This is a genomic window from Thermostichus sp. MS-CIW-30 (assembly GCF_054058015.1).
This window is the reverse complement of the sequence record NZ_JBSRZW010000006.1, coordinates 44,996-64,015: the sequence shown is the minus strand read 5'-3', so window position 1 is coordinate 64,015 and position 19,020 is coordinate 44,996. Positions and strand designations below refer to the sequence as shown.

The 19,020-nt window shown below is 59.1% G+C and carries 18 protein-coding genes and 1 CRISPR repeat array (1 of these 19 running past the window's edge); of the genes, 7 read left to right on the top strand and 11 right to left on the bottom strand.

Annotated features, from left to right (window positions below; translation table 11 throughout):
• The first annotated feature begins 366 nt into the window (after nucleotides 1-366).
• From ACVWXW_RS04075 to ACVWXW_RS04050, 6 genes are all read left to right on the top strand, one after another.
• Nucleotides 367-1,290: a glycine betaine ABC transporter substrate-binding protein gene (locus ACVWXW_RS04075; protein WP_011432229.1), complete on the top strand. Its 924-nt coding sequence runs from the start codon at nucleotides 367-369 to the stop codon at nucleotides 1,288-1,290.
• A 26-nt stretch (nucleotides 1,291-1,316) separates the two neighbouring features.
• Complete coding sequence (locus tag ACVWXW_RS04070; protein ID WP_457402978.1) at nucleotides 1,317-2,285, top strand: ABC transporter ATP-binding protein; 969 nt, start codon at nucleotides 1,317-1,319, stop codon at nucleotides 2,283-2,285.
• The gene (locus ACVWXW_RS04065; protein WP_414344038.1) at nucleotides 2,282-2,899 is read left to right on the top strand and encodes an ABC transporter permease; all 618 of its coding nucleotides are present in this window, start codon (nucleotides 2,282-2,284) and stop codon (nucleotides 2,897-2,899) included. The genes ACVWXW_RS04070 and ACVWXW_RS04065 overlap by 4 nt, the downstream gene beginning before the upstream one ends.
• A gap of 83 nt (nucleotides 2,900-2,982) precedes the next feature.
• Nucleotides 2,983-3,648 (top strand): sigma-70 family RNA polymerase sigma factor, encoded by a 666-nt coding sequence (locus ACVWXW_RS04060; RefSeq protein WP_414418643.1) that lies wholly within the window; start codon nucleotides 2,983-2,985, stop codon nucleotides 3,646-3,648.
• 42 nt (nucleotides 3,649-3,690) lie between these two features.
• Nucleotides 3,691-4,545 (top strand): anti-sigma factor domain-containing protein, encoded by an 855-nt coding sequence (locus ACVWXW_RS04055; RefSeq protein ID WP_457402914.1) that lies wholly within the window; start codon nucleotides 3,691-3,693, stop codon nucleotides 4,543-4,545.
• A 1-nt stretch (nucleotide 4,546) separates the two neighbouring features.
• Nucleotides 4,547-5,233, top strand: a complete 687-nt coding sequence (locus ACVWXW_RS04050) for a VanW family protein (RefSeq protein ID WP_457402913.1) — start codon at nucleotides 4,547-4,549, stop codon at nucleotides 5,231-5,233.
• A 1,136-nt stretch (nucleotides 5,234-6,369) separates the two neighbouring features.
• Here the strand turns inward: ACVWXW_RS04050 and ACVWXW_RS04045 are convergent.
• The 11 genes from ACVWXW_RS04045 to cas10 all read right to left on the bottom strand — a co-directional run bounded on the left by ACVWXW_RS04045 (nucleotide 6,370) and on the right by cas10 (nucleotide 16,861).
• Nucleotides 6,370-7,266 (bottom strand): putative CRISPR-associated protein, encoded by an 897-nt coding sequence (locus ACVWXW_RS04045; protein ID WP_457402911.1) that lies wholly within the window; start codon nucleotides 7,264-7,266, stop codon nucleotides 6,370-6,372.
• 9 nt (nucleotides 7,267-7,275) lie between these two features.
• Nucleotides 7,276-8,028, bottom strand: a complete 753-nt coding sequence (locus ACVWXW_RS04040; RefSeq protein WP_457402909.1) for a hypothetical protein — start codon at nucleotides 8,026-8,028, stop codon at nucleotides 7,276-7,278.
• A gap of 10 nt (nucleotides 8,029-8,038) precedes the next feature.
• Nucleotides 8,039-9,025: an RAMP superfamily CRISPR-associated protein gene (locus ACVWXW_RS04035; protein ID WP_457402907.1), complete on the bottom strand. Its 987-nt coding sequence runs from the start codon at nucleotides 9,023-9,025 to the stop codon at nucleotides 8,039-8,041.
• A 122-nt stretch (nucleotides 9,026-9,147) separates the two neighbouring features.
• The gene (locus ACVWXW_RS04030; protein WP_011432237.1) at nucleotides 9,148-9,600 is read right to left on the bottom strand and encodes a hypothetical protein; all 453 of its coding nucleotides are present in this window, start codon (nucleotides 9,598-9,600) and stop codon (nucleotides 9,148-9,150) included.
• Nucleotides 9,597-10,571 carry an RAMP superfamily CRISPR-associated protein gene (locus tag ACVWXW_RS04025; RefSeq protein ID WP_457402905.1) on the bottom strand — a complete coding sequence of 325 codons (975 nt, stop codon included), beginning with the start codon at nucleotides 10,569-10,571 and terminating at the stop codon, nucleotides 9,597-9,599. Before ACVWXW_RS04025 ends, ACVWXW_RS04030 begins: the two co-directional genes overlap by 4 nt.
• Nucleotides 10,572-10,737: 166 nt before the next feature.
• Nucleotides 10,738-11,589 (bottom strand): type III CRISPR-associated RAMP protein Csx7, encoded by an 852-nt coding sequence (gene csx7, locus ACVWXW_RS04020; protein WP_011432239.1) that lies wholly within the window; start codon nucleotides 11,587-11,589, stop codon nucleotides 10,738-10,740.
• A gap of 19 nt (nucleotides 11,590-11,608) precedes the next feature.
• On the bottom strand, nucleotides 11,609-12,256 hold the full coding sequence (locus ACVWXW_RS04015; RefSeq protein WP_457402903.1) for a hypothetical protein: 648 nt from the start codon (nucleotides 12,254-12,256) through the stop codon (nucleotides 11,609-11,611).
• Between the two features lie 3 nt (nucleotides 12,257-12,259).
• Nucleotides 12,260-12,700, bottom strand: coding sequence for a hypothetical protein (locus ACVWXW_RS04010; protein ID WP_414344023.1), 441 nt, complete (start codon nucleotides 12,698-12,700; stop codon nucleotides 12,260-12,262).
• Nucleotides 12,697-13,929 (bottom strand): type III-D CRISPR-associated RAMP protein Csx10, encoded by a 1,233-nt coding sequence (csx10, locus tag ACVWXW_RS04005; RefSeq protein WP_414344022.1) that lies wholly within the window; start codon nucleotides 13,927-13,929, stop codon nucleotides 12,697-12,699. The genes ACVWXW_RS04010 and csx10 overlap by 4 nt, the downstream gene beginning before the upstream one ends.
• Nucleotides 13,929-14,651: an RAMP superfamily CRISPR-associated protein gene (locus tag ACVWXW_RS04000; RefSeq protein ID WP_011432243.1), complete on the bottom strand. Its 723-nt coding sequence runs from the start codon at nucleotides 14,649-14,651 to the stop codon at nucleotides 13,929-13,931. The genes csx10 and ACVWXW_RS04000 overlap by 1 nt, the downstream gene beginning before the upstream one ends.
• Nucleotides 14,651-16,861, bottom strand: coding sequence for a type III-B CRISPR-associated protein Cas10/Cmr2 (cas10, locus tag ACVWXW_RS03995; RefSeq protein WP_457402976.1), 2,211 nt, complete (start codon nucleotides 16,859-16,861; stop codon nucleotides 14,651-14,653). Before cas10 ends, ACVWXW_RS04000 begins: the two co-directional genes overlap by 1 nt.
• A 559-nt stretch (nucleotides 16,862-17,420) precedes the next feature.
• On the opposite strand from cas10, the gene cas6 reads away from it, so the two are divergent.
• Nucleotides 17,421-18,563 (top strand): CRISPR-associated endoribonuclease Cas6, encoded by a 1,143-nt coding sequence (cas6, locus tag ACVWXW_RS03990; protein WP_041437102.1) that lies wholly within the window; start codon nucleotides 17,421-17,423, stop codon nucleotides 18,561-18,563.
• 379 nt (nucleotides 18,564-18,942) lie between these two features.
• A CRISPR array of direct repeats spans nucleotides 18,943-19,020; the repeat unit is 37 nt; unit sequence GTTTCCGTCCCCTTGCGGGGAAAAGGTAGGGATCAAC; it runs 483 nt beyond the window's last position.

Genomic DNA, 19,020 nt, shown 5'->3' with positions numbered 1-19,020 from the left:
AAGCGATCGCATCCTGCCTATCTCTGAGCAGGAAGGCGGTATCCCGCAAAGCCCTGAGGAATACCCCCCGAGCGCTTTCCCCCTTCACTTCCCGGCAACCGTTGCGGTGGACTCAAGGATCAGGGGGAAACTTGGTCTACTATATCCCTCTCAATGACTTTTGCCAAACCGCCTAAAGCTCAGTAAATTCAGCAAAGTTCAGGGTTTTGGGGGTTAGAGGCATGCTCTACGGTTGGTTCTTGCAGTTACGGCTCAGGGAAAATAATGGTTTAATGGTGACTTAACAGTCGAAACTTCCTGGCCCAGGCCGGAACGCTCTCGGCAGGGCCTCTTGTCATTAGCCTGGGATCCCTTCTCCCCTTGCCTATGCTGAAAACCACTCGTCGCTTGGCTTTGCTGGCCCTGTCGGGGCTGGCAGCTCTTGTTCTCACTCCCCATCGCGCCAGCGGGACGGAGTCCTTAGGGGGCCTCGCCAAGCCCATTACCGTCGGCTCCAAGGACTTTACCGAGCAGTTTATTTTGGGGGAAATGTACGCCTTAGCCCTGGAGGCGGCAGGGTTCACGGTGGAGCGCAAGCTCAACCTGGGCGGAACACCGGTAGCCCATGCGGGCTTGTTGAGCGGCGAGATCGATCTCTACCCCGAGTACACCGGCACTGGCCTGCTGACAGTGCTCAAGTTGCCCAGCAGCGGCGACCCGGCAGAGGTGTACGCGACGGTGGCCCGCGAGTACGAGAGCCAGTTCCAACTGATTTGGCTGGATCCCGCCCCCCTGAACAACACCCAGGCCCTGGCCATGACCCGCGCCAGAGCGGCTGAGCTGGGCATTGCCACCATCTCGGACATGGTGGCCAAAGCGGGCGAGCTGGTGATGATCGGGCCGCCGGAGTTTCAAGCCCGCGAGGATGGCCTACCTGGGATCCAAGCCGTCTACGGTAATTTCCGGCTCAAGGCCTACAAAGCAGTGGATCCCGGCCTCCGCTACCAGGGCTTGGTCAATGGGGAAGCGGATGTGGCAGTGGCCTTCGGCACCGATGGAGAAATTGCCGCCTTTGACCTGGTGCTGCTGGAGGATGACAAGCAGCTTTTCCCCCCCTACCAGGTGGCGCCGGTGGTGCGCAAGGACACCCTAGAGGCCAACCCCGGCATTGCCGCTGCCTTAAATGCCCTTTCCCCCCTGCTGACGGACGAGGTGATGCAGCGGTTGAACTACGAGGTGAGCGGCAACCGCAAGGAGCCGGCGGAGGTGGCCAGAACTTTCTTGGTGGAAGCCGGCATTCTCAAGAAATAACCTTGCCTGTTGCACGAGACCCTGAGGTGAGCACCGTCGAGTTCGAGCGGGTATCGCTGCGCTTTCCCCACAGTTCCCAGCCGGCTGTGGAGGAGTGCAGTTTTTCCATAGAATCGGGCCAGTTGGTGGTCATCCTGGGGCCTTCTGGCTGCGGCAAAACCACCCTTCTGAAAATGGTGAATCGCTTGCTGGATCCCACCCAAGGGCAGATTCGCTTGGACGGGCGGGATATCCGCCAGTTTCCCATCACGGCTCTGCGGCAGCGGATCGGCTATGTTATCCAGCAATCGGGGCTGTTTCCCCACATGACGGTGGCCCAGAATGTGGCGGTAGTGCCGCGACTTTTGGGGTGGCCGAAGGAGCGCATCCGCGAGCGGGTGGACGAGCTGCTCAGCTTGGTTAATTTGCCCCCCCATGAGTACAGAAACCGCTACCCTGCCCAACTGTCGGGTGGACAACAACAGCGGGTCGGTCTGGCTCGGGCGCTGGCCGGGGATCCAGGGCTGCTGCTGATGGACGAGCCCTTTGGGGCCATCGACGCCATTACCCGCAGCAAGCTGCAAGAGGAGATCCTGCGCCTGCAACGGCAATTGAAAAAAACCATCCTGTTCGTCTCCCACGATGTGGAAGAGGCGCTGCGCCTGGCGGATCGCATTTTGGTGATGCAGAAGGGGCGGGTGGTGCAGTTCGACACTCCCTTTCGGCTGCTCACCCAGCCGGCTACTCCCTTTGTCAGGGAACTGCTGGGGGCAGATGACATGGTACGGCAGTTGAGTGTGCTGCGGGTGGAAACGGCGATGGCCGGGATCCCGCACAACCACAAAATCCAAGAGGGAGCGATGGTGAGGCCCCAGGCCACTTTGCGGCAAGCCTTGTCCCTGCTGTTGCGCACAGGGGCGGCAGCCCTGACGGTGTGGGAGGACGGGCGGGCCATCGGCGTTTTGACCTTGGATCACATTCGCAGCTTGGCCATGCTGGAGGGGGGATCCGCGTGAGCTATCTCCTCAACCACCCCGGCCTGATGTGGCAGCTCACCCAAGAGCATCTGGCAATGGTGGGGATGACCTTGGGCATGGCGGTGGTGCTGGCGGTGCCGCTGGCTCTGCTGGTTCACCACGTGCGCTGGTTGGCCCTGCCGGTCATGGGGATCCTCAGCATCCTGTACACAGTGCCCAGCCTGGCTTTGATCATTTTGTTGGTGCCCTGGCTTGGCCTCAATGCCCGCTCGGTGGTGGTGGCGATGGTGATCTACACGCAGGTGATCTTGGTGCGCCATTTTTGCGTGGGCCTGCGCTCGGTCGAGCCTGCCATCCTGGAAGCTGCCAAGGGCATGGGGATGAACCTCTGGCAACGGTGGTGGCAGGTGCAGGTGCCGCTCATGCTGCCCATTGTTTTGGCAGGGCTGCGGCTGGCGGCAATTGTGGCCATTGCCATTGCCACCGTGGGCGCCAAGTTTGGGGCAGGGGGACTGGGAACCCTGCTGTTCGATGGCATTGCCCAGGCCGGTCGCTACGACAAGATCTGGGCCGGATCCCTGGCGGTGGGATCCCTGGCCTTGCTGGTGAACACAGCCTTGCTCAGCCTGGAATGGGCGGCCCGTCGTGGCTGAGGGGGTAGACTTAAGGACTCCGTCCCGCTGGCGCGATCGGGCAGGTTTATCCTCTAGTTGTGTGGGGCGAAACTGGGTGTAGCATGGGTGAGCAACCAGGGACTCCGTCCCGCTGGCGTGAGCGGGTGAGAGATTGGTCATCCCGCGCCGATTGGGAGCTGATGGAAGCGCTCAAGGCGGGGCAACCTGCTGCTCTGGCTGCGCTCTACGATCGCTATGCCGGCTTGGTCTATGGGCTGGCCTTCAAGATCCTGGGCCACGTGGCCGAGGCAGAAGACCTGACTCAGGAGGTGTTTGTCGAGCTGTGGCGCAAGGTTGGCTGTGATCCAAGGACTCCGTCCGAGTCGCGCGAGCGGCGGGGATCCCTGAGCAGTTTTTTGTGCATCCTGACCCGCTCGCGGGCCATTGACCGTCTGCGTTCTCAGGGCAGCCACCAACTTCTTTTGAAACGCTGGCAGACCATTCCCAGCGCCGATCGCGTCAGCGGGACGGAGTCCTTTAGCAAGACTCGGTTCCCTTTTGAGCAGGTTTCCATCGAGGAGCGGCGGCAAGCGGTGCAAGCGGCCCTCAGCCAATTGCCCGAAAACCAACGGCAGATCCTGGAGTTGCTCTATTACCAAGGGTTAAGCCAGGCGGACATTGCTCGCCAATTGGGGATCCCGTTGGGGACGGTTAAGACCCGCTCTCGCCAAGCTCTCTGCAAATTGCGGGGATCCCTGCGCGCCCTTCTGGGTTTCTGCTCGCGTTAGCGGGACGGAGTCCTAGGTTTGGAGTTGAGTTCTGGTGTCGGGATGGCCATGTCTGATCGCGTCAGCGGGACGGAGTCCTATCGCGTCAGCGGGACGGAGTCCTTTCGCGTCGGCGGGACGGAGTCCTTATCCACCTCGCCCCCTTTAACAGAGGAACGGGAAGAACTGGCCGGCTATCTGCTGGGGGACTTGTCTCCCGAGCAGGCGAGTGCTCTAGAGGCACGCCTAACTCAAGACCCTCGGCTGGTGGCCGAACTGCAAGCCTTGCAAGAAACCTTGGAATTGTTGCCCTACGGATTGCCAGGAGTACTCCCGCCTGCCAGCTTGCGCGACCAGGTGATGGCAGAGGTGGGGGCTATCGGCTTACGCGAGCAGGAGATGGCAGTCCCCCTTCACTCTCCACTGCCTGCTTTTGGGGTGGGGTGGCGCTGGTTGGGAGGCTTGGTGGCGGCAATTTTGGTTCTGCTCAGCTTAGACAACTGGCGACTGCGGCAAGCACTGCAACTAGCCCAGTTAGAGCCGGTGCGAGCATTGTCTCATCTCCTGCAACAGCCGGGATCCCGTCTGGTGCATTTGCAGGGGGAGGTGGGGACGGCCAATGTGCTGTTTCGCCCAGGAGACTGGCAGGAGGTTATCTTGGCCGCACGGGATCTGCCCCAACCGGTGGCGGGGGAGCGCTACTCCCTCTGGCTCAAGCTGGATAATGGCGAGTTCCTCCACTGTGGTGACTTTCAGGTGGATGCTCAAGGCTCTGCTCTGGTGGCCCTACGCCCATCCCGCACGTTGCCGGCAGGTACCCGCGCCCAAGAGCTGCTGGTCGCGACCGGTTCCCGCCAACTGCCCGCTCGCGCCAGCGGGACGGAGTCCTTGAAACCCCTTCTGACGGGCAAGGTGTGAGGTGAGAGGAAGGGTTGACCTGCGGAGGTTGGCTGTGCTGGTGGGGGCGCTACTGGCCCTTCTGGCCTTGTGGTGGACGGATCCCACGCCAACAACCCTAAGCCAATACGTTACTTCTTTGCGGGAGCGTACCCCTTCTCAGCTCCACAACATTCGCCGAGCCGTCCAAAGCCTGGATGGAGTTTACATCATGCCTGCGACACGCTCACAGGAACAGGCAGAAGTGATTTTTTCCTTCAACCAAGTGGTGGGGCCGCGCAGCCTGGAACGAGGCTATGTGCCCGCGCCGGTGTTTATGGTGGCCGAAACCCTGGATTCGGTTGGGGGAGGAATCTGTCAGGTGTCCTCTAGCCTTTACAATGCCGCTCTGTTGGCAGGGCTGGAGGTGGTGGAGAGGCACCCCCATTACCGGCAGGTAGAGTCGGTGCCCCCTGGCTTAGATGCCACCGTTTGGTACGGCTTGGCCGACCTCAAGCTGCGCAACCCTTTCCCCTGGCCGGTGCGCCTACGAGTTCAGATCCGCGGCCAAAACCTGATTGTGTCCGTGCTGGGACGGGGATCCCGCCACGCCCTGAGGATCCCACCCATCCGTGTAGAGGGGCACCGGCTGGATCCCCAGCATTTGCAGGTGAGCGTGTATCGGGGTAACGAGCGCCTCTCCCAAGATCGCTATGTCGTTGCTCCCTAGCCTCTCATCGCGCCAGCGGGACGGAGTCCTTTTTTCGCCCCATTGGCCCTCTGCTTCAGCGTCTCAGGAGCAGCTCCCCAGCAACCTCCACACAGGGATCCATGTTAATTTCTACACCAACATGGTTAGCGACAGGGTCGGCGACAAGCCTCAAACCCTGATTCTTCCGTTGACCCGGTCGATCCCGCTCTGGGCAAGGGTTTCAGGCCCCTCGGCGGAGAAAAATAAGGGGAAATTGCAGCCGTTCGCGCCAGCGGGACGGAGTCCTTAAACGAGACCCTGTCGATCTAGGCCCCTGGATCCCGCTCTGGGCAAGGGTTATAATCGGCGGAAGTCGCTTCCTTTCGGGGCAGTGGAATTAATGAAAACTCAATGGAAAATTAATCGAGCCAAGCGAATAACTATTAAAATGAAGATTATCAAATAGCAAACAAATGTAGCGATACTCGTGGTTAAAAATAGAACTCCGCCCCATTTCCGGAGGAGAGGCTCCAGAAAGTTCGTGCATGGGAGGAGACGAATAGTCCACTTTACACTGGTATCATCGCCATCGAATTGAAATAACCAGGCCCAAAGATAGAAAAAATGAGTCGCGAGGTAGAGCGCAATATCGCTCTTTCTTGATTCAAAAACGCTAATGAATGTGATCATCAAAGCTATATGCACAAATGCCCATAAAGTAAGCAGCAAAATAAGCAGCGCTCCAAACATCATTAGAAGCCAACCGGCGACTCCAAGACGCATGAGAAACAGGGCACAGACAAAAAGGATCTCCACTCCAACTAGGAGAAGTTTGGTTGGTGTATTCAGGCTTTCATGTTCTACCATATTACTTCCTTTTTTCGCGTTGTTCGTAATATGTGTCTCAGACAAGCTTAATAACTGCAGGCGTGATGATCTAGATCTGATCTGGCACTTTTGGCAGGGGTAGTTGAAACGGATGATGGTCGAAGCGAATACGCTGTACTCGGTAATTTCCTGTTAATGGAACCGATCCTGAGCCGCAAGCAACTTCCACGCCACCCGGATCAACCGTTGTTCCGAATGCGATACCTTATTTTATGTAGGTTTGCGTAGCAAAAACCCTATACCTGATAAGTCACTTCCCTTTGGGGAAGCGGGATTCATGGAAACACTCAAAGCAGACGGCCCAAGCGTTGCCGCAATTCGGTGGCAGCCAGCTCTAGGTGCTCGGGGGTGTAGCCGGTGGTTTCTACTCTGACAGCGAGGTGGGTGTCCTGGCTCTCGTGGAGGTGGATCCACAGAATGTGGCGGCCATCTTCGGTTTTGCGGTTTGAGGCTTTGACGCTGTTTTTGGGGGCAGCGTAGGCGTGTGGATCGTATCGAACCAGATCCACCCAGGGAATGTCTCGCAGGAGTCTTTCCACTTTGGCCCAACTGCGGGGTCGGTGATGGCTGGCATCGCTTCGGATTTGGATGATCTGGGAGCGATCTCGGCCTGAATCGGGGAGATCTGCCCGAGGGATCCGGGGCTGAACTTCCGGCTGTAGGTAGGGCAGGTAGACCAAAGACTTGTATTGCTCATGGATGTAGCAAACTGGGATCCCCAATTGGCTGCCCACCACAGCCATGATCATGGCTTGGGCTTTGAACCCGCCGGTAGCGGCAAAGGTGACGATCCCCTTGGCGCTCTCTGCCAACTGTTTCAACAGCTCGGCCATCCGCTCCAGAGAGGATCCCTCTAGCTCGTAGTTGATGCCGGGAAGGGGAACCAAAGAGACCTGCTGCTGACCCAGCTCTTGCTCAAAAAAGAGCTTCAAAATCTGGGCACACTCCAATCCGTCGGGGGTTTCTGAGTGCAGCAAAATCAAGGCATCATTCGAGGTGGGATCCAGCCGCAAGTAGGTGTTGGTTTCGGCGCTGATCAATTCCAGGTCTGCTTCTTTCATCCAGGCCAGAGCACGCTGGGGATCCCCAATGGTTTTTTGTCCCACCCAGGGGCGCTGCGGCTGCAGGTCTTTGTCAAGGTTGGTGAGCAAGGAGGTGCCCACAGTCATGATGATGGTCTGCATGATAGGCGGTTAACTCGAATTTTTCGAGGGCTCTGTTCCGCTTTGCGCCCAGAGCAGCTTGGCCTTGCGGATTCTGCCATCTTCCTTTAGACCCAGAACTTCCACCTGCACCTCTTGCCCCACCGAGAGGGATCCCGCCCGTTTGGGCTCCTTCTGGGTGAGCTTGGTGTCTGTGTCCAGAATCTGGAAGGTGACTTCGTTGCCCTTGATGTTGGTGATGGTGGCCTTCAGCTTTTGCCCGATCTGGAAGCAGGCTTTGCGGGCCTGATGCTGGGCCTGGTCTTGTTGGTGTTGATGGTTTTGTTGTTGTCTGTCGTCCTGGGATTTGTTTCCCGCCCCTTGGGGAACGGAGTCCTTGTGACCGGAGTTGTCGTTGGGTTGGGATCCCTGAGGTGGTGAAATCTCGCCAATGGGGATCCCTCCATCCTTGTAGTAGCGAGCCAGCCGGGCTGCCCAGCCCAGGATCTGCAGCATCTCCGCCGGCCTGTCTTGCAGAGGTTGCAAGTACCTTTTGCAGGTTTCGTCAATGAGCTGATGGTACCTTCTGGTTTGTTGGGTACGGCATAGGCCATTTTCCCGCACCAGCTCGCCGGTGAATCGGAAAAAGCGGGATCCCGCGTCAGGGTGATGGGCAACCGAGCGCAGATAGGCGACGCATTTGCTCAACTCGTTGACATCCACCCTTTCCTTGGCCAAGGTCAGGGCGATGCCGTGGGCGAGATCCCAAGATTGGGGGCTGAGATCGACAGTGTCTGACAGCATGGGGGAACCCTCAGTACACTCCGGTGGGCGGCTCGCGCAGAGCAGTGGGACTCAGGATGGCGGCCAATCGCTTGAGTTGTTCGGGCAAGATGTAGCCCTGGGCAGCTTGAATTTGCTCTTGCACAAAGGCTTGGAGGCGTTTTCCTTCCAGGGTATCGGCTTCTGGGGGATCGTAGCGGCTGTAGCGATCTTTTAGGTTGCCGGGCCGCTCGATCTTGTCGAGGGTGACCTGCAGGGATCCCAGGCCCACGGGCTTACCGCCCCCCACCTTCAGCAGCATGGGATGGTTGGGATCCTGCCCCAAAATCGTGAGCAAGGTGCCCAGCTCGGCAGGGGTGAGGTTTTTGAAGTGGATTTGGGTTTTGAAAACTGTGTTTTGTATCGCTTGCTGGGTGGGCGTTCCCCTTGAACTGTTCTGCAACGCGTTTCTGTGGGTGTAGTAGAACTTGCGCCCGATGACTCTGCCGTTTTCCCTCTGAAAATAAGCTTTGCACTGATCCGGGCGTGGACGGTACAGGGGGGGCAGGGATCCGCCGCCGGATCCGGCACTGGTGGCAATGGCATCCCTGAACTCCACCAATCCCTGCCAGTTCAGGGCACCGAAAACGCGGCTGGCCGGACAAAGCTGCTCCTTGTTGCGGCAGGGGTGCCGCTCCGGGGGGATCTGATTTTTGTACCGGCTCGTCATCACCGCAAGGGTGCTGTTGGTGATCGCCTCGTACATGGCCCGGATGGCCCCCTTGAGGGAGCTGCCCTGGATTTTAAGCCTTCCGTTGGGAGTGGTGGTCATGGTTTTGAGCACCGGGATCCCTTTCACCCCGACATCGCTGCCCAAGGCCAAGTGGCCGGTGGAGATGTGGACGGCAGTCTGCACCGTTAGGGTGAGGAAGAGGGTGCCGTGCAACCTATCGGGATGGAACTGGGCGTGGCCGGCGGGCCGCTCCAGCGTGGGGCGCTGGGTGGGAAACGGGATCAGCTCGTAGGGTTTGGGAAACACGGTTGGTTTGCCTCCACTGGGAAACACGGTTGGTTTGCCTCCACCTCGACTGCTGTTGCCGGCAGACGATCTTGCAGATGCGGCCTGGTTGGGCAATGGGCGAGGGCCTTGGGGGGTCATGGTCACCTCGGAATCAGGGCAATAAAGTGAACGCGGGCAGTTCGCTCATCTCGGAAGTAGCGCTGGCCCACCTTGAGATCTTGGGGATGGCTGAGGGGCTTGGGAAAGCGGGTTTCTCGATTTTGGGATCCGTACAGGTCGGCTGCGTGATCCTCCCACCGCCACTCTCCCGGCAGAGGGATAAAGGAGTCCGGGGGAGCTTGGATCCCCAGATACAGCAGATCCCAGCCGTGGGGGGTGCTTTTCCAGCGCAGTTCCCCTTGTTGGGAGAAAACTTGCCCCTCTGGACAGACGGGATCCGCCGGGATCCCCACCTGAATGCCGCTGACTCGATGGGGCCAGCGCAGAAAGGAGTAGGTTTTTTCAGAAGTGGAAAAACAAGCCGAGAGCACTTGGGAAAGCGAGGACTCTGCCCCATCTTGAATCTTGAGGGAGGCGACGTAGGCTGGTTTCATACGGCTTTGGCCTCCGCTTGCAGGAGTTTGGCCCAACTGTTTACGGCGGTGGCGAGCAGATGTTCCACCTTGGCCTCAGACGTCTGATCCCAGGTCAGCCGCGCCCCAAATCCCAAAGGCATTGGCTCCGCTCCCACCGGCACCGCTTGGCAATCGGGTTTGGGGAAGCCGTATTTGCCTGCCTCTTCGGGGGTTAAAAATTCGCCCGCCCCCAACAGGGATCCCTGTGGCCAGGTCAGGGGGGATCCCAGCAGTCGAATCTGCTTGTTTGCCTCATCCACCAGGCAGCCCGGATAGTCCACCACCGCCCACTCGTACTCAACCCGAACGGTGCCCATGCCGCGGGACTTGGCAAAGCCGATGCCAAACCAGCCTTCATCCAGATCCCGCAACGCCAGTCCCAGCAGACCCAGTTGGGCCAGGGTAAAGTTTTTCAGGTGGATCTTGGTTTGAAAGGATCCCTCTACGCACACTTGATAGATGAACGGCCCCACCGCCACTGAGCCGAAGACGCGGTCGATGGCCACCCCATTACGTTCCTCCAGGCGCAGAGGGGTTCCCGGCTTGGGATAGGCATCTTCGATGCGGACCCGGCTGGCGATGGCTGTGTTGCCGAACATCTGATCCGTAAAGGAAGAAAGGGCGTAAACCTGGTGGGGCTCTTCAATTTTTTCCAGCCATTGATTGGCCTTTTGGTCGAGGGGATCGCTGGCCCAGAGTTTGAAGCCTCCCCCCTCAGGACGTCTGTCGCTGCCCACCGTTCGGACGATGCGCTCCGCATGGGCGCGAATTGCCCCTTTGAGGGAGCTGCCGGGAAAATAGACCGTTCGCCCGCCGCCGTGATAGGTTTCGACGAACTCCATATCCGGCTTCGTCGGGTCAGCCCCTTCTTTGCCCGCCTTGATGAGAACAGGGCCATCGGGCTTGAGGGTGAGGCAGAGGGTGCAATGGTTAACGTAGCGTTTGTGCATAGCCTGGGATCCTTCACACCAGAACAGGAGCTTTTGGTTGAGGGGCTTGGGGCGGCAAGCAGTCTGTCCAGTTTGTCAACCGATAGGGGTGGAAAACGCTGACCGTATCGCCAACCGTTGTAGAGTCCATGAAGACCATCGGGATCCCTCCTGACATGAAATAGGGCTAGCGGCGGGGGCCGACCGATTGCCGTTGAGAGGCCGTTGTTAATTTGGCAACCAGGGCTTCCACCCAGTCTTGGCGCAAAGCGGCAGCCTGCTCCGGGCTGAGCGGCTGTCGGGATCCGGCCACCAGCTCTTGAAGGTAGGCCAGCAGCCGTCTTGGATCCCCTTCCGAGTCGAACCAATAGATTGCCGAGATCTGCAGGCGGACAACCCCCAAGCCACGGGAGCGCCCCCCTCCCAGGGGGATCTGTTCCGTTTCCAATTGGTGCAGGCCAATGGCCAAGAGGCCCAGTTCCCATTCCTCGGCATTTTCGACGACGGCATGAAACCGGAAGGGGGTGCTGGCAGGCACCACTTGCAAGTCGTACAGCTTGCCATCTGCCGCCGTTTCCGTATCCCGATCGATGGCCACGCCATCCCGCTCTTGGTACTGGCCAAACCAGGCTTCCGGCACCACGGGCAAATCTCGGATCTGCACCTTGCCGGCCAACCAAGGGGATCCAAACACCTGCGAGACCCAGTCGGTGGCCTCAATGAGCTTTTGAGTCAGAGCCGCATCGTCCCCTTTGTAGTCATTTTTAATTTGGTTGATGATCTGAAATTGCTCGCTGCTGGTCAATTCGCCGGGATCCCTGGCCAGCTCTGGGTTGATGCCCCGCAAGAAACTTTCCAGGCGAGAGCGCATCGCCCCCTTCAAACTGGAGCCGGGAATGAGCGGACGGCCCAGCGCATCCTTGAGAACCGGCAAATCCGAGCCGATGGGTTCGGTGGAGCGGCCCACCCCGATGTGCAGAGCGGTCACGGTGGTGAGGGTGCCGGTGATTTCCAAGCGGTTTTTGAAAACGTCGAACATTGTTCCCTCAAATGGCTGCTCAAGTTAAGGCTTGTACTGCAGAGGTTTGCCATTCCCGAAGCGAGACGGAGCCCCTAATAAAACTCAAGAGGATCCCTAGGATCTGAGCAATTTCTGAGATAAAGTACTCCCTGTCATCGATAAAGAGTTGGTCACCCTCGAGTTTTGCAAATCGCCAGTTGGTTCCTGAGGTTACTGCTCCATAGACACTGTCTACTTGAGAATTGGAGTTCTTGTTAAAGACCTGTGCCCCCACCATACCGGCAACGCACTGGCCCAGACCCCCGATCAAGTCTTCTTTTTTGGCCTCAACGATAATCACCACCGGATCTTGAATGTAGAGTTGGAGAGGGGATAGGCAAATGATGTAGTCGCATAGGCCCACCAACCCCCTCTCGGGATCCACGTTGAATTCCTTGCCGGAAAACAGCGAGATTTGATCCCGACATAGGTACTTCACCTCTCCCAGCACAGGGGCGATGATAAACTCGGAGCGGGCTTTTTCGCTGTTGACCGAGGTGGCCAAGCCGAGATAGCGATCTAGGGTTATTTTCAAGTAATCGGAGCACTCAGTCGGTGGAACCTCTGCAAACAGGCCATGGATGATTCTTGACCTGAGCTGAAAGGTCGAAATGGCTCTCTCAAGGGTAAAACTGCTGTAGGTCACGGTCTAGGATCCTCCTCCCTCTCGCTTGTACTTGAGGTAGCGGGCCCCATAGCCCAGGTAGCGCCGAATCAAGTCAATTTTGATCTCGTTGACTTTGGGGGATGCTCTTTCAATTCCGGCTTCCCTGGCGATGGCTATAGCCCTTTGATGAATCCAGTTGTCGATGTCTTTGATGATGGCTTCTGCCAAAGAGTCTTTGCCCCGCCCCCACTTGTCATCGCGCCCCACCTGGTAGCGCAAAAAGTTCTTGATCACCTCTGAGCTTTCGGTGGAAGCTGCCACGTGCAATAGGTTGCGATATTGGGCCTCTTCCAATCTGTTGAGACCTCTGAAGTTATCCAAGGCGGCTTGAATTCTGGCGACCAGATCATCTTCGGCCAGCCGGATTTGCCGTTGGATCTTGAGCTCTTGTTCCGATGTGATCTCGCTGGTGGCGAAGGTCATAGCGGGTTCTCCCAGAAATGATGATGGAACGGACTGCAAACTTCGATTTGGCCGAATCCTTCAGCAGTGCGTTCGCCAATCCCCCAGTATTCCATCTCCGCCAAAATCGGGATCCAACGCTCCAGTTGCGTGGTGCTCAGCAGAAAGACGCTGCCCTGCGTGGTTACCAATTCTACATCTTTGAACAGACCCCAGGCAGCGTTCCAGCCGGAGACATAGGCGTAGCTGCTGAAGGCCAGCTCCAAAGCCAGGGATCCATCTTCGCAGTTGGCCTCTTCCTGGAGCATCTGGGGGGTGAGCACGGTGGTGCGTTGCCAGCGCTCTTTGAGAATGGCCCCCGACTGCAGCCCAATGGAGAAATACTGCCGCTCCGGCGGAAGGGGCTGCCAGGGATCCCCGAACACCTGCCATTGTTGCCAGCGCTGCCGCAGCTTTTGGTTGAAGGCTTCCACCCGCTGGGCCAGGGAAGGCCGGGGAGCAGCCAGACGCCGAGCCGTGACGTTGACCCGGCCCAATCCCCGCGACACCCCTCCTCCCAAGCGCAGCAGGTGGGCGTGGGCGTTGAGGTAGCGGGTGAGGGTCTCGGCCAGCTCGGGATCCCGCAGGTAGATGTAGCCGCTGAAAAGGGAGCGCTCCAGATGCCCATTGGGGCGGGCTTTGCCCTCGTTCATCACCTCTAGGCTGTAGAGGATTTGGTCGGCAGCAGTGGCGCGGCGACGGTTGATCCCCACCCGCGTGAGCAGGCGTTTGGACACAGCAGCTCGTTCGTAGCGGGGCCCCAGGTCAGACTCCTGCTGGCTGTAGAACCCCCCGAAGGGCTCCACTCTTCCCCCGGAACCGTCCGGCTCTGTGGGATCGAACGGGATCCCCAGCCGCTGTGAGCAGAAGCGATCCAGGAGCGTGTCGAACACCCCCGTTTTGCCCGCCTCTGAGCGGAAGCCGGGATTGTTTTTCGAGCTGAAGGCCGTGGCCGGCAAGACCTTGCTGCCGGATCCCGGATAGGCGTGGGTAAACACAGCAGGCCGAGCTGCCGTAAACAGGGCGGCCAAATCTCCTTCCAGCGCCTCGGCAGGGCGATGTTGGGTTTGGCTGAGCATGAGGTCGGCCAGAGCACCGCGAATCACGCTGCCGGGAATGTAATCCTGGGCCTCGCTGATGGAGCCGCCCGGCTTTTGCCGACCGATGGCCAAGGGAGACTGAGCCGTTAGGGTGAGTTGAATGGCTTCCATCAGCTCCCTCCCTGGGCCAAGAAAGCCCAATCGGCTGCGGTGGGCTGGAGAGCCTGCAGGGATCCAGGATCCCAGTGCAGCCAGCCCAAACCTGCGGATTTGCTGCCCCCCAGCGCGATCAGGTGGTGCAGGGCCGCCAACAGGAGAGTTTTGCCCCAGGAAGGGCAATCGGGCAAAAGCTGCAGGGATCCGGAAAAAGTCAGCTCAGCCGCGGGAGAGGTCTCAATGAGGTAGAGCCGCTGATCCTCGGCGGTGCGGCGGCGGCGGTTGAGGGTGACCCCAGGGCGAAGGGTTGGTTCCAGAGCTGCTGGCGGCACCTCGCAGACGAGATCCTCCACCCACAGGCGGGCAGGCAGGGCCGGATTGCCGAATATCTGGCAGACCAGACAATGGGATCCGGCATAGCCCTCCACCTGGTATTCGGGGCGGTGGAAATTTCCTGCGCTGCCCTCCCGCTGCGGACACATGCGCTCTGGGTCGGGAGAGCGGCAAATGGCCCAGCCCAGGCCACGGGCCAGTTTCTCGCACTCGTGGCGCAGCCGCCCCTTCAGTTGGGAGCCGGGAATGATCAGCCTGCCAAAGGCATCTTTGAGCAGGGGCTTATCCGCCAGGGAGCCGCTGGAGCCGCCGGCTCCCACCGCCAGGGCAGAGGCGAGGGTGGCCCTCAAAGGGATAGAGGTGATCGTTCGCCCCGCTTGGGGCAGCTCTGCCAGTCTCACCATCACTCCACCTCCGCCAGAACGGGCCGACCCTCGGCCTGGGGCTGTTTTTGCACAAAGGCGTACAAATCCACCAGATCCCGCCAGATGGTTTCATAGGTTGGCGTTGACGAGGATACCTGTGGCTCAACATACATCCAGGGGGGAAGGTGGCCGTCGTTGGTTTTGGCCTTGCACCAGGTGCGCTCAAAAGCCTCCATCAGCGGCTGCCCCTTTTTGCCCAGGCGGCTGCGGAAATAGAGATAGTTGAGGGTGGCGGTGCGTTTGCCTTTTTCCAAGAAGCTGCGAATCTGATAAAGCTGGGAGCGAGGAAAATTGGCCTCCTGCAGGGCTTGTACCGTTCTCAGCAACCCGTGGATTTCCGGGACGGTATAGGGGCCGGCGTAGAGCTTGAGGGTGTGGCTGTTCTGGCGGATCTCCAGAGCTTCCCGACGAAAATCCTGGATGCTGGAGGCAACCAGGGCGACCGACTTCAACGAGAGAAAGTCGATGGTGGCCACAGAGCAGTCCTTGTCTTTGGGCTTCAGCTTTTTCGCGTAGCTCTTGGCGGATTTCAACAGTTGTTCGGTGAGCTTTTCGGCGTAGTAAATGGGGGTGTCTTCCGAGGCGATCAGCACCCCCACCGAGGCGGAGAGCCGACAGAGCTTCCGATCTGCCGCCGGGTAGCGGTGAGGCACCTTGCCGGAAGATTGAGCTGCATAGGTTGCCGAGGTGTCCAGCAGGAGCTGCTCAAACTGCTCACAGAAGGTGGCGGCAATTTCCAGGGCTTTGTGGGCAGGCACCACCACCAACACATCGTCTCCGCCGATGGTCAGGATCTCGAAGGGGTGGATCCACTCGCCGTTGCGGTCTCTGCCGGTTTCCGGATCTGGGGATAGGCCGTGCAGCCGATGGGCCTGCAGGTGCTGGGCGAGGGCGTGGTAAACGGCTTTTTCCGTTGCCTCGGAAACATCCCGGCTAAATTGTCGGTAGGCTTCTGGGGTTTGGATCTGCTGCACATAGCCCCCCATGTCGTTGCCATCGGCGTAAAGGTAAGCCACAAAGCCCTGGCTGCCCAGGCTGGCGTTGGCCACTTCCCGTAGAGATTGGGCCTCGCCGATCCCCTGGACAGATCCCTGATGGGGCTGCAAATAGCGCTCCCGGTAGGGCTCGCCGGCGGGAGAGTTGAGAAAGCGGGCAAATCGCGTTACCCAGCTTTCCACAAAGCCGGGATCCCAGGTGGGGAACTTGCGGAACCACCCTTGCTTGCCTGTTTCAATGCGCTTGGCCTGGCGACCCACCAGGGCTTTGCGAGCGGTGGCTTCCGAGAGCCAGGGCTGATCGACCAGGTCGGCTTTGGCGATGGCAGGGCGACGGTCGGTGCTGTCGCGGCGCAGGTAGGGATGGGTTTCAAAAAAGGCGGGATGGGCGCGGCTGGGGCGACCGGGATCCGGATTGCCGTTGCGGCGGTGGTTGAAGCGGGCGGCCAGGTAACCCACCAACTCGTTGAAACTTTTGCGGTCTTGAAATCTGGCTTCGCTGCCATCCCCAAAATAGGCTCTCACCAGGGGATGGGTTTTGTGTTGCGCCAGCCAATCCAGCCAGGGGGTGCGTTCGATGGGATCCCGCAACAGGCCGTAGCGCAGTTCCAGCAGCCGAAAGGCGGATCCCACGGCGCAGGCGTTAGCGGTGAGGGTTTCTTCGGTGTAGCGCCGCTCGATGGCCTCACAGAGATCGTCCACATGGGCCGCCGGGCAAAAGGCCAGGAGATTGCCCCCGGTGGAGTAGATGATGAGCTCCGGGATCAGGGCTTGCGCCAAGGCCGGGTAGTGCTGCTGCAGCCAAGGCCGGATCTGCTCGGCCACATAGGCCCTCAGCTCTGCTTGAGACTCTTTCCCCAAACCTTCCCATCCCAGGTAGGTTTGCTCGGGATCCCCGAAAAAGGCGGGCAGATCCACCAGGTTAATGCGATCCAACAAAGCGGAGGCCCCGCGGATTTCCGACAGCTTGGCCGACTCGAAGACATAGCTCTTGATCTTGGTGGCCCCCCCGTAAACCAAGCCGATGCGGGTTGTCTGCTGCCACAGCTCCGGGTAGCGGGATTGCAGCTCCGCCGGGGTTCTGGGAAAGGTCTTCGCCGCCATGCTCTCCTGAAATTGGCGCACCTGAGCCAAAATGGGCCGTAGCTCTTCTGGGATCCCGGCCTCGTTGTCGGCGCGAACGGCGGCCCGCATCTGCTGCAAGGTCTCCAGGGCAAACTGGGGATCCCGCTGTTCTCCCCACACCAGGCACCAGGCCAAGGCAACAGGAACGGGAGAGGGAGCAGAAGTAGGGGTCATGAGCAGCACCTGCGAAATGCGAAAAAGGAAGACAAGTCTTGGACAGGGCTTCCATCGGCTGCGACGGACAGATCCCTAAAGGCTGGGGGCAATTGGCCTCGATTTTTAATCCTTCGCGGAAGACCAAAGCCCTTCAAAAAAGGGTTTGCCGGTTGGGTGGGTAACCAATCGAATCAAGCCGAGAGATGCCATTGAGGTTACCGATTGTTTCAGCCATATCCGATAAACGCTCTCGCCTCATGGTTTTCAGTCCTCTAGCTTGCTAGCAGTATAGATCGAGTGCGATGGGTTGCAGACGATTTCAAGGCTTTCTTCAGATTGTGAGATTTTTTCTGCCTGTACAACGGGCAATTCGAGAGTAAACCCAATAAGAAGGGATCCCTTCTAAAATTTTCTCAATGGAAAGTTGGGTTTTGTGTTGATTGTTGCTGTGGACTGGGAATGGGCTGTGCCTATGCTGAGTTTCTCAGAGCCATCTGCTGATAGAGAAGCGAACGGCAAGTGGCCGACGGGATCCGAGTTGGTGGGGATCACCTTGGAAGTTCAGGCTCCTCGGTCTTACCTGCTGGATCCCCACTATGCCAAAGGGCTGCACGCCTGGTTCTTGAGCCAGGTGCAAGAGACAGACCCGCAGCTATCGGCCTATTTGCACGATGGAGAATCGGAGAAACCTTTTACCCTCTCCCGGCTGATGGGGCCGTTCCGCGAGCAGGGGGGGCGACCGCTGATCCCGCCTCATCTCCCCTTCCGCTGGTGGATCACCGGCCTCAACCCGCCGGTGGTGGAGTGGCTGCGAGGGTGGTGCCAACGGCTGCCCACCTGGCTGGAATTGCGGGGATCCCCGCTGCAGATCCTGGGATGGCAGATCTCGATCCCCCCGCGCACCTATCGTCAACTGTTGGAGCAGCCTCTTTCCCCCCGCTCCTGGAGCCTTTCCTTCGTCTCGCCCACCAGCTTTCGCCACCGGGGCCACCATCTGCCGCTGCCGATCCCTCGCAACCTGTTCCACAGCTATCTGCGCCGTTGGAACGATTTTTCCGGTCTGCCCATCGAGGCGGAGCCTTTTCTGGATTGGGTGGATGGGGAAGTGATCATCCAGCGGCACCGTCTGGAATCGGTCAAAACCACCGCAGGTCGCCAGGGATCCGTGACGGGATTCATCGGCTGTGTGCAGTTGGCTGTCTCCTCCCGTGCGCCTGAGCTGTTGCAGCAGCAGCTCCAAGCCCTGATCCACCTTGCCCCCTACTGCGGCACCGGCCACAAAACCCCCTTTGGGCTAGGGCAAACCCGCCTGGGTTGGTTGGCCGAAGAGCTACCCGCCTCCCCTGTCCCTTCCCGGGAAGAGCAGGTGGCCCAGCGGATCGAGGAGCTGAGCGCCCTCTTTCTCAGCCAGCGGCAACGACAAGGGGGATCCCGCGCCGAAAAAACTGCCCAACTGTGGGCGACGATCCTGGCCCGCCGCGAAGGTGGAGAGAGCTTACAACAGATCGCCGCTGATTTGGAGATGCCCTACGAGACGGTGAAGACCTATGCCAAGCTGGCCCGCCGCTCTCTCCAGTCTGGATCCCAGGACTACTCGTCGAGCAGTCTTCCCTAGATGACTTGAGGTACTTTGTTGAGCCTGATACATTCACGCTGAACTCTCCTGAACATGGTTCAGGAAAGAAGCGATTGCATCCTGCCTATCTCTGTTCGCGTCAGCGGGACGGAGTCCAAGCAGGAAGGCGGTATCCCACAAAGCCCTGAGGAATACCCCCCGAGCGCTTTCCCCCTTCACTTCCCGGCAACCGTTGCGGTGGACTCAAGGATCAGGGGGAAACTTGGTCTACTATATCCCTCTCAATGACTTTTGCCAAACCGCCTAAAGCTCAGTAAATTCAGCAAAGTTCAGGGTTTTGGGGGTTAGAGGCATGCTCTTGCAGGGAGAAGGTAGAGATCAACCTCACTTCTCTTTGCTCATTACTCGCTTCTCTCTAGTTTCCGTCCCCTTGCGGGGAAAAGGTAGGGATCAACGGATGGGAGGGGCTTTACTCCCCACCCGAGGTGACCAAGTA

Bases quoted from the DNA above. Each gene is read 5' to 3' on its own strand.
- ACVWXW_RS04075 (WP_011432229.1), top strand. From the start codon at position 367: ATGCTGAAAACCACTCGTCGCTTGGCTTTGCTGGCCCTGTCGGGGCTG.
- ACVWXW_RS04060 (WP_414418643.1), top strand. From the start codon at position 2,983: ATGGGTGAGCAACCAGGGACTCCGTCCCGCTGGCGTGAGCGGGTGAGA.
- ACVWXW_RS04055 (WP_457402914.1), top strand. From the start codon at position 3,691: ATGGCCATGTCTGATCGCGTCAGCGGGACGGAGTCCTATCGCGTCAGC.
- ACVWXW_RS04045 (WP_457402911.1), bottom strand. From the start codon at position 7,266: ATGCAGACCATCATCATGACTGTGGGCACCTCCTTGCTCACCAACCTT.
- ACVWXW_RS04040 (WP_457402909.1), bottom strand. From the start codon at position 8,028: ATGCTGTCAGACACTGTCGATCTCAGCCCCCAATCTTGGGATCTCGCC.
- ACVWXW_RS04030 (WP_011432237.1), bottom strand. From the start codon at position 9,600: ATGAAACCAGCCTACGTCGCCTCCCTCAAGATTCAAGATGGGGCAGAG.
- ACVWXW_RS04025 (WP_457402905.1), bottom strand. From the start codon at position 10,571: ATGCACAAACGCTACGTTAACCATTGCACCCTCTGCCTCACCCTCAAG.
- csx7 (WP_011432239.1), bottom strand. From the start codon at position 11,589: ATGTTCGACGTTTTCAAAAACCGCTTGGAAATCACCGGCACCCTCACC.
- ACVWXW_RS04010 (WP_414344023.1), bottom strand. From the start codon at position 12,700: ATGACCTTCGCCACCAGCGAGATCACATCGGAACAAGAGCTCAAGATC.
- csx10 (WP_414344022.1), bottom strand. From the start codon at position 13,929: ATGGAAGCCATTCAACTCACCCTAACGGCTCAGTCTCCCTTGGCCATC.
- ACVWXW_RS04000 (WP_011432243.1), bottom strand. From the start codon at position 14,651: ATGGTGAGACTGGCAGAGCTGCCCCAAGCGGGGCGAACGATCACCTCT.
- cas10 (WP_457402976.1), bottom strand. From the start codon at position 16,861: ATGCGGGCCGCCGTTCGCGCCGACAACGAGGCCGGGATCCCAGAAGAG.
- cas6 (WP_041437102.1), top strand. From the start codon at position 17,421: ATGCTGAGTTTCTCAGAGCCATCTGCTGATAGAGAAGCGAACGGCAAG.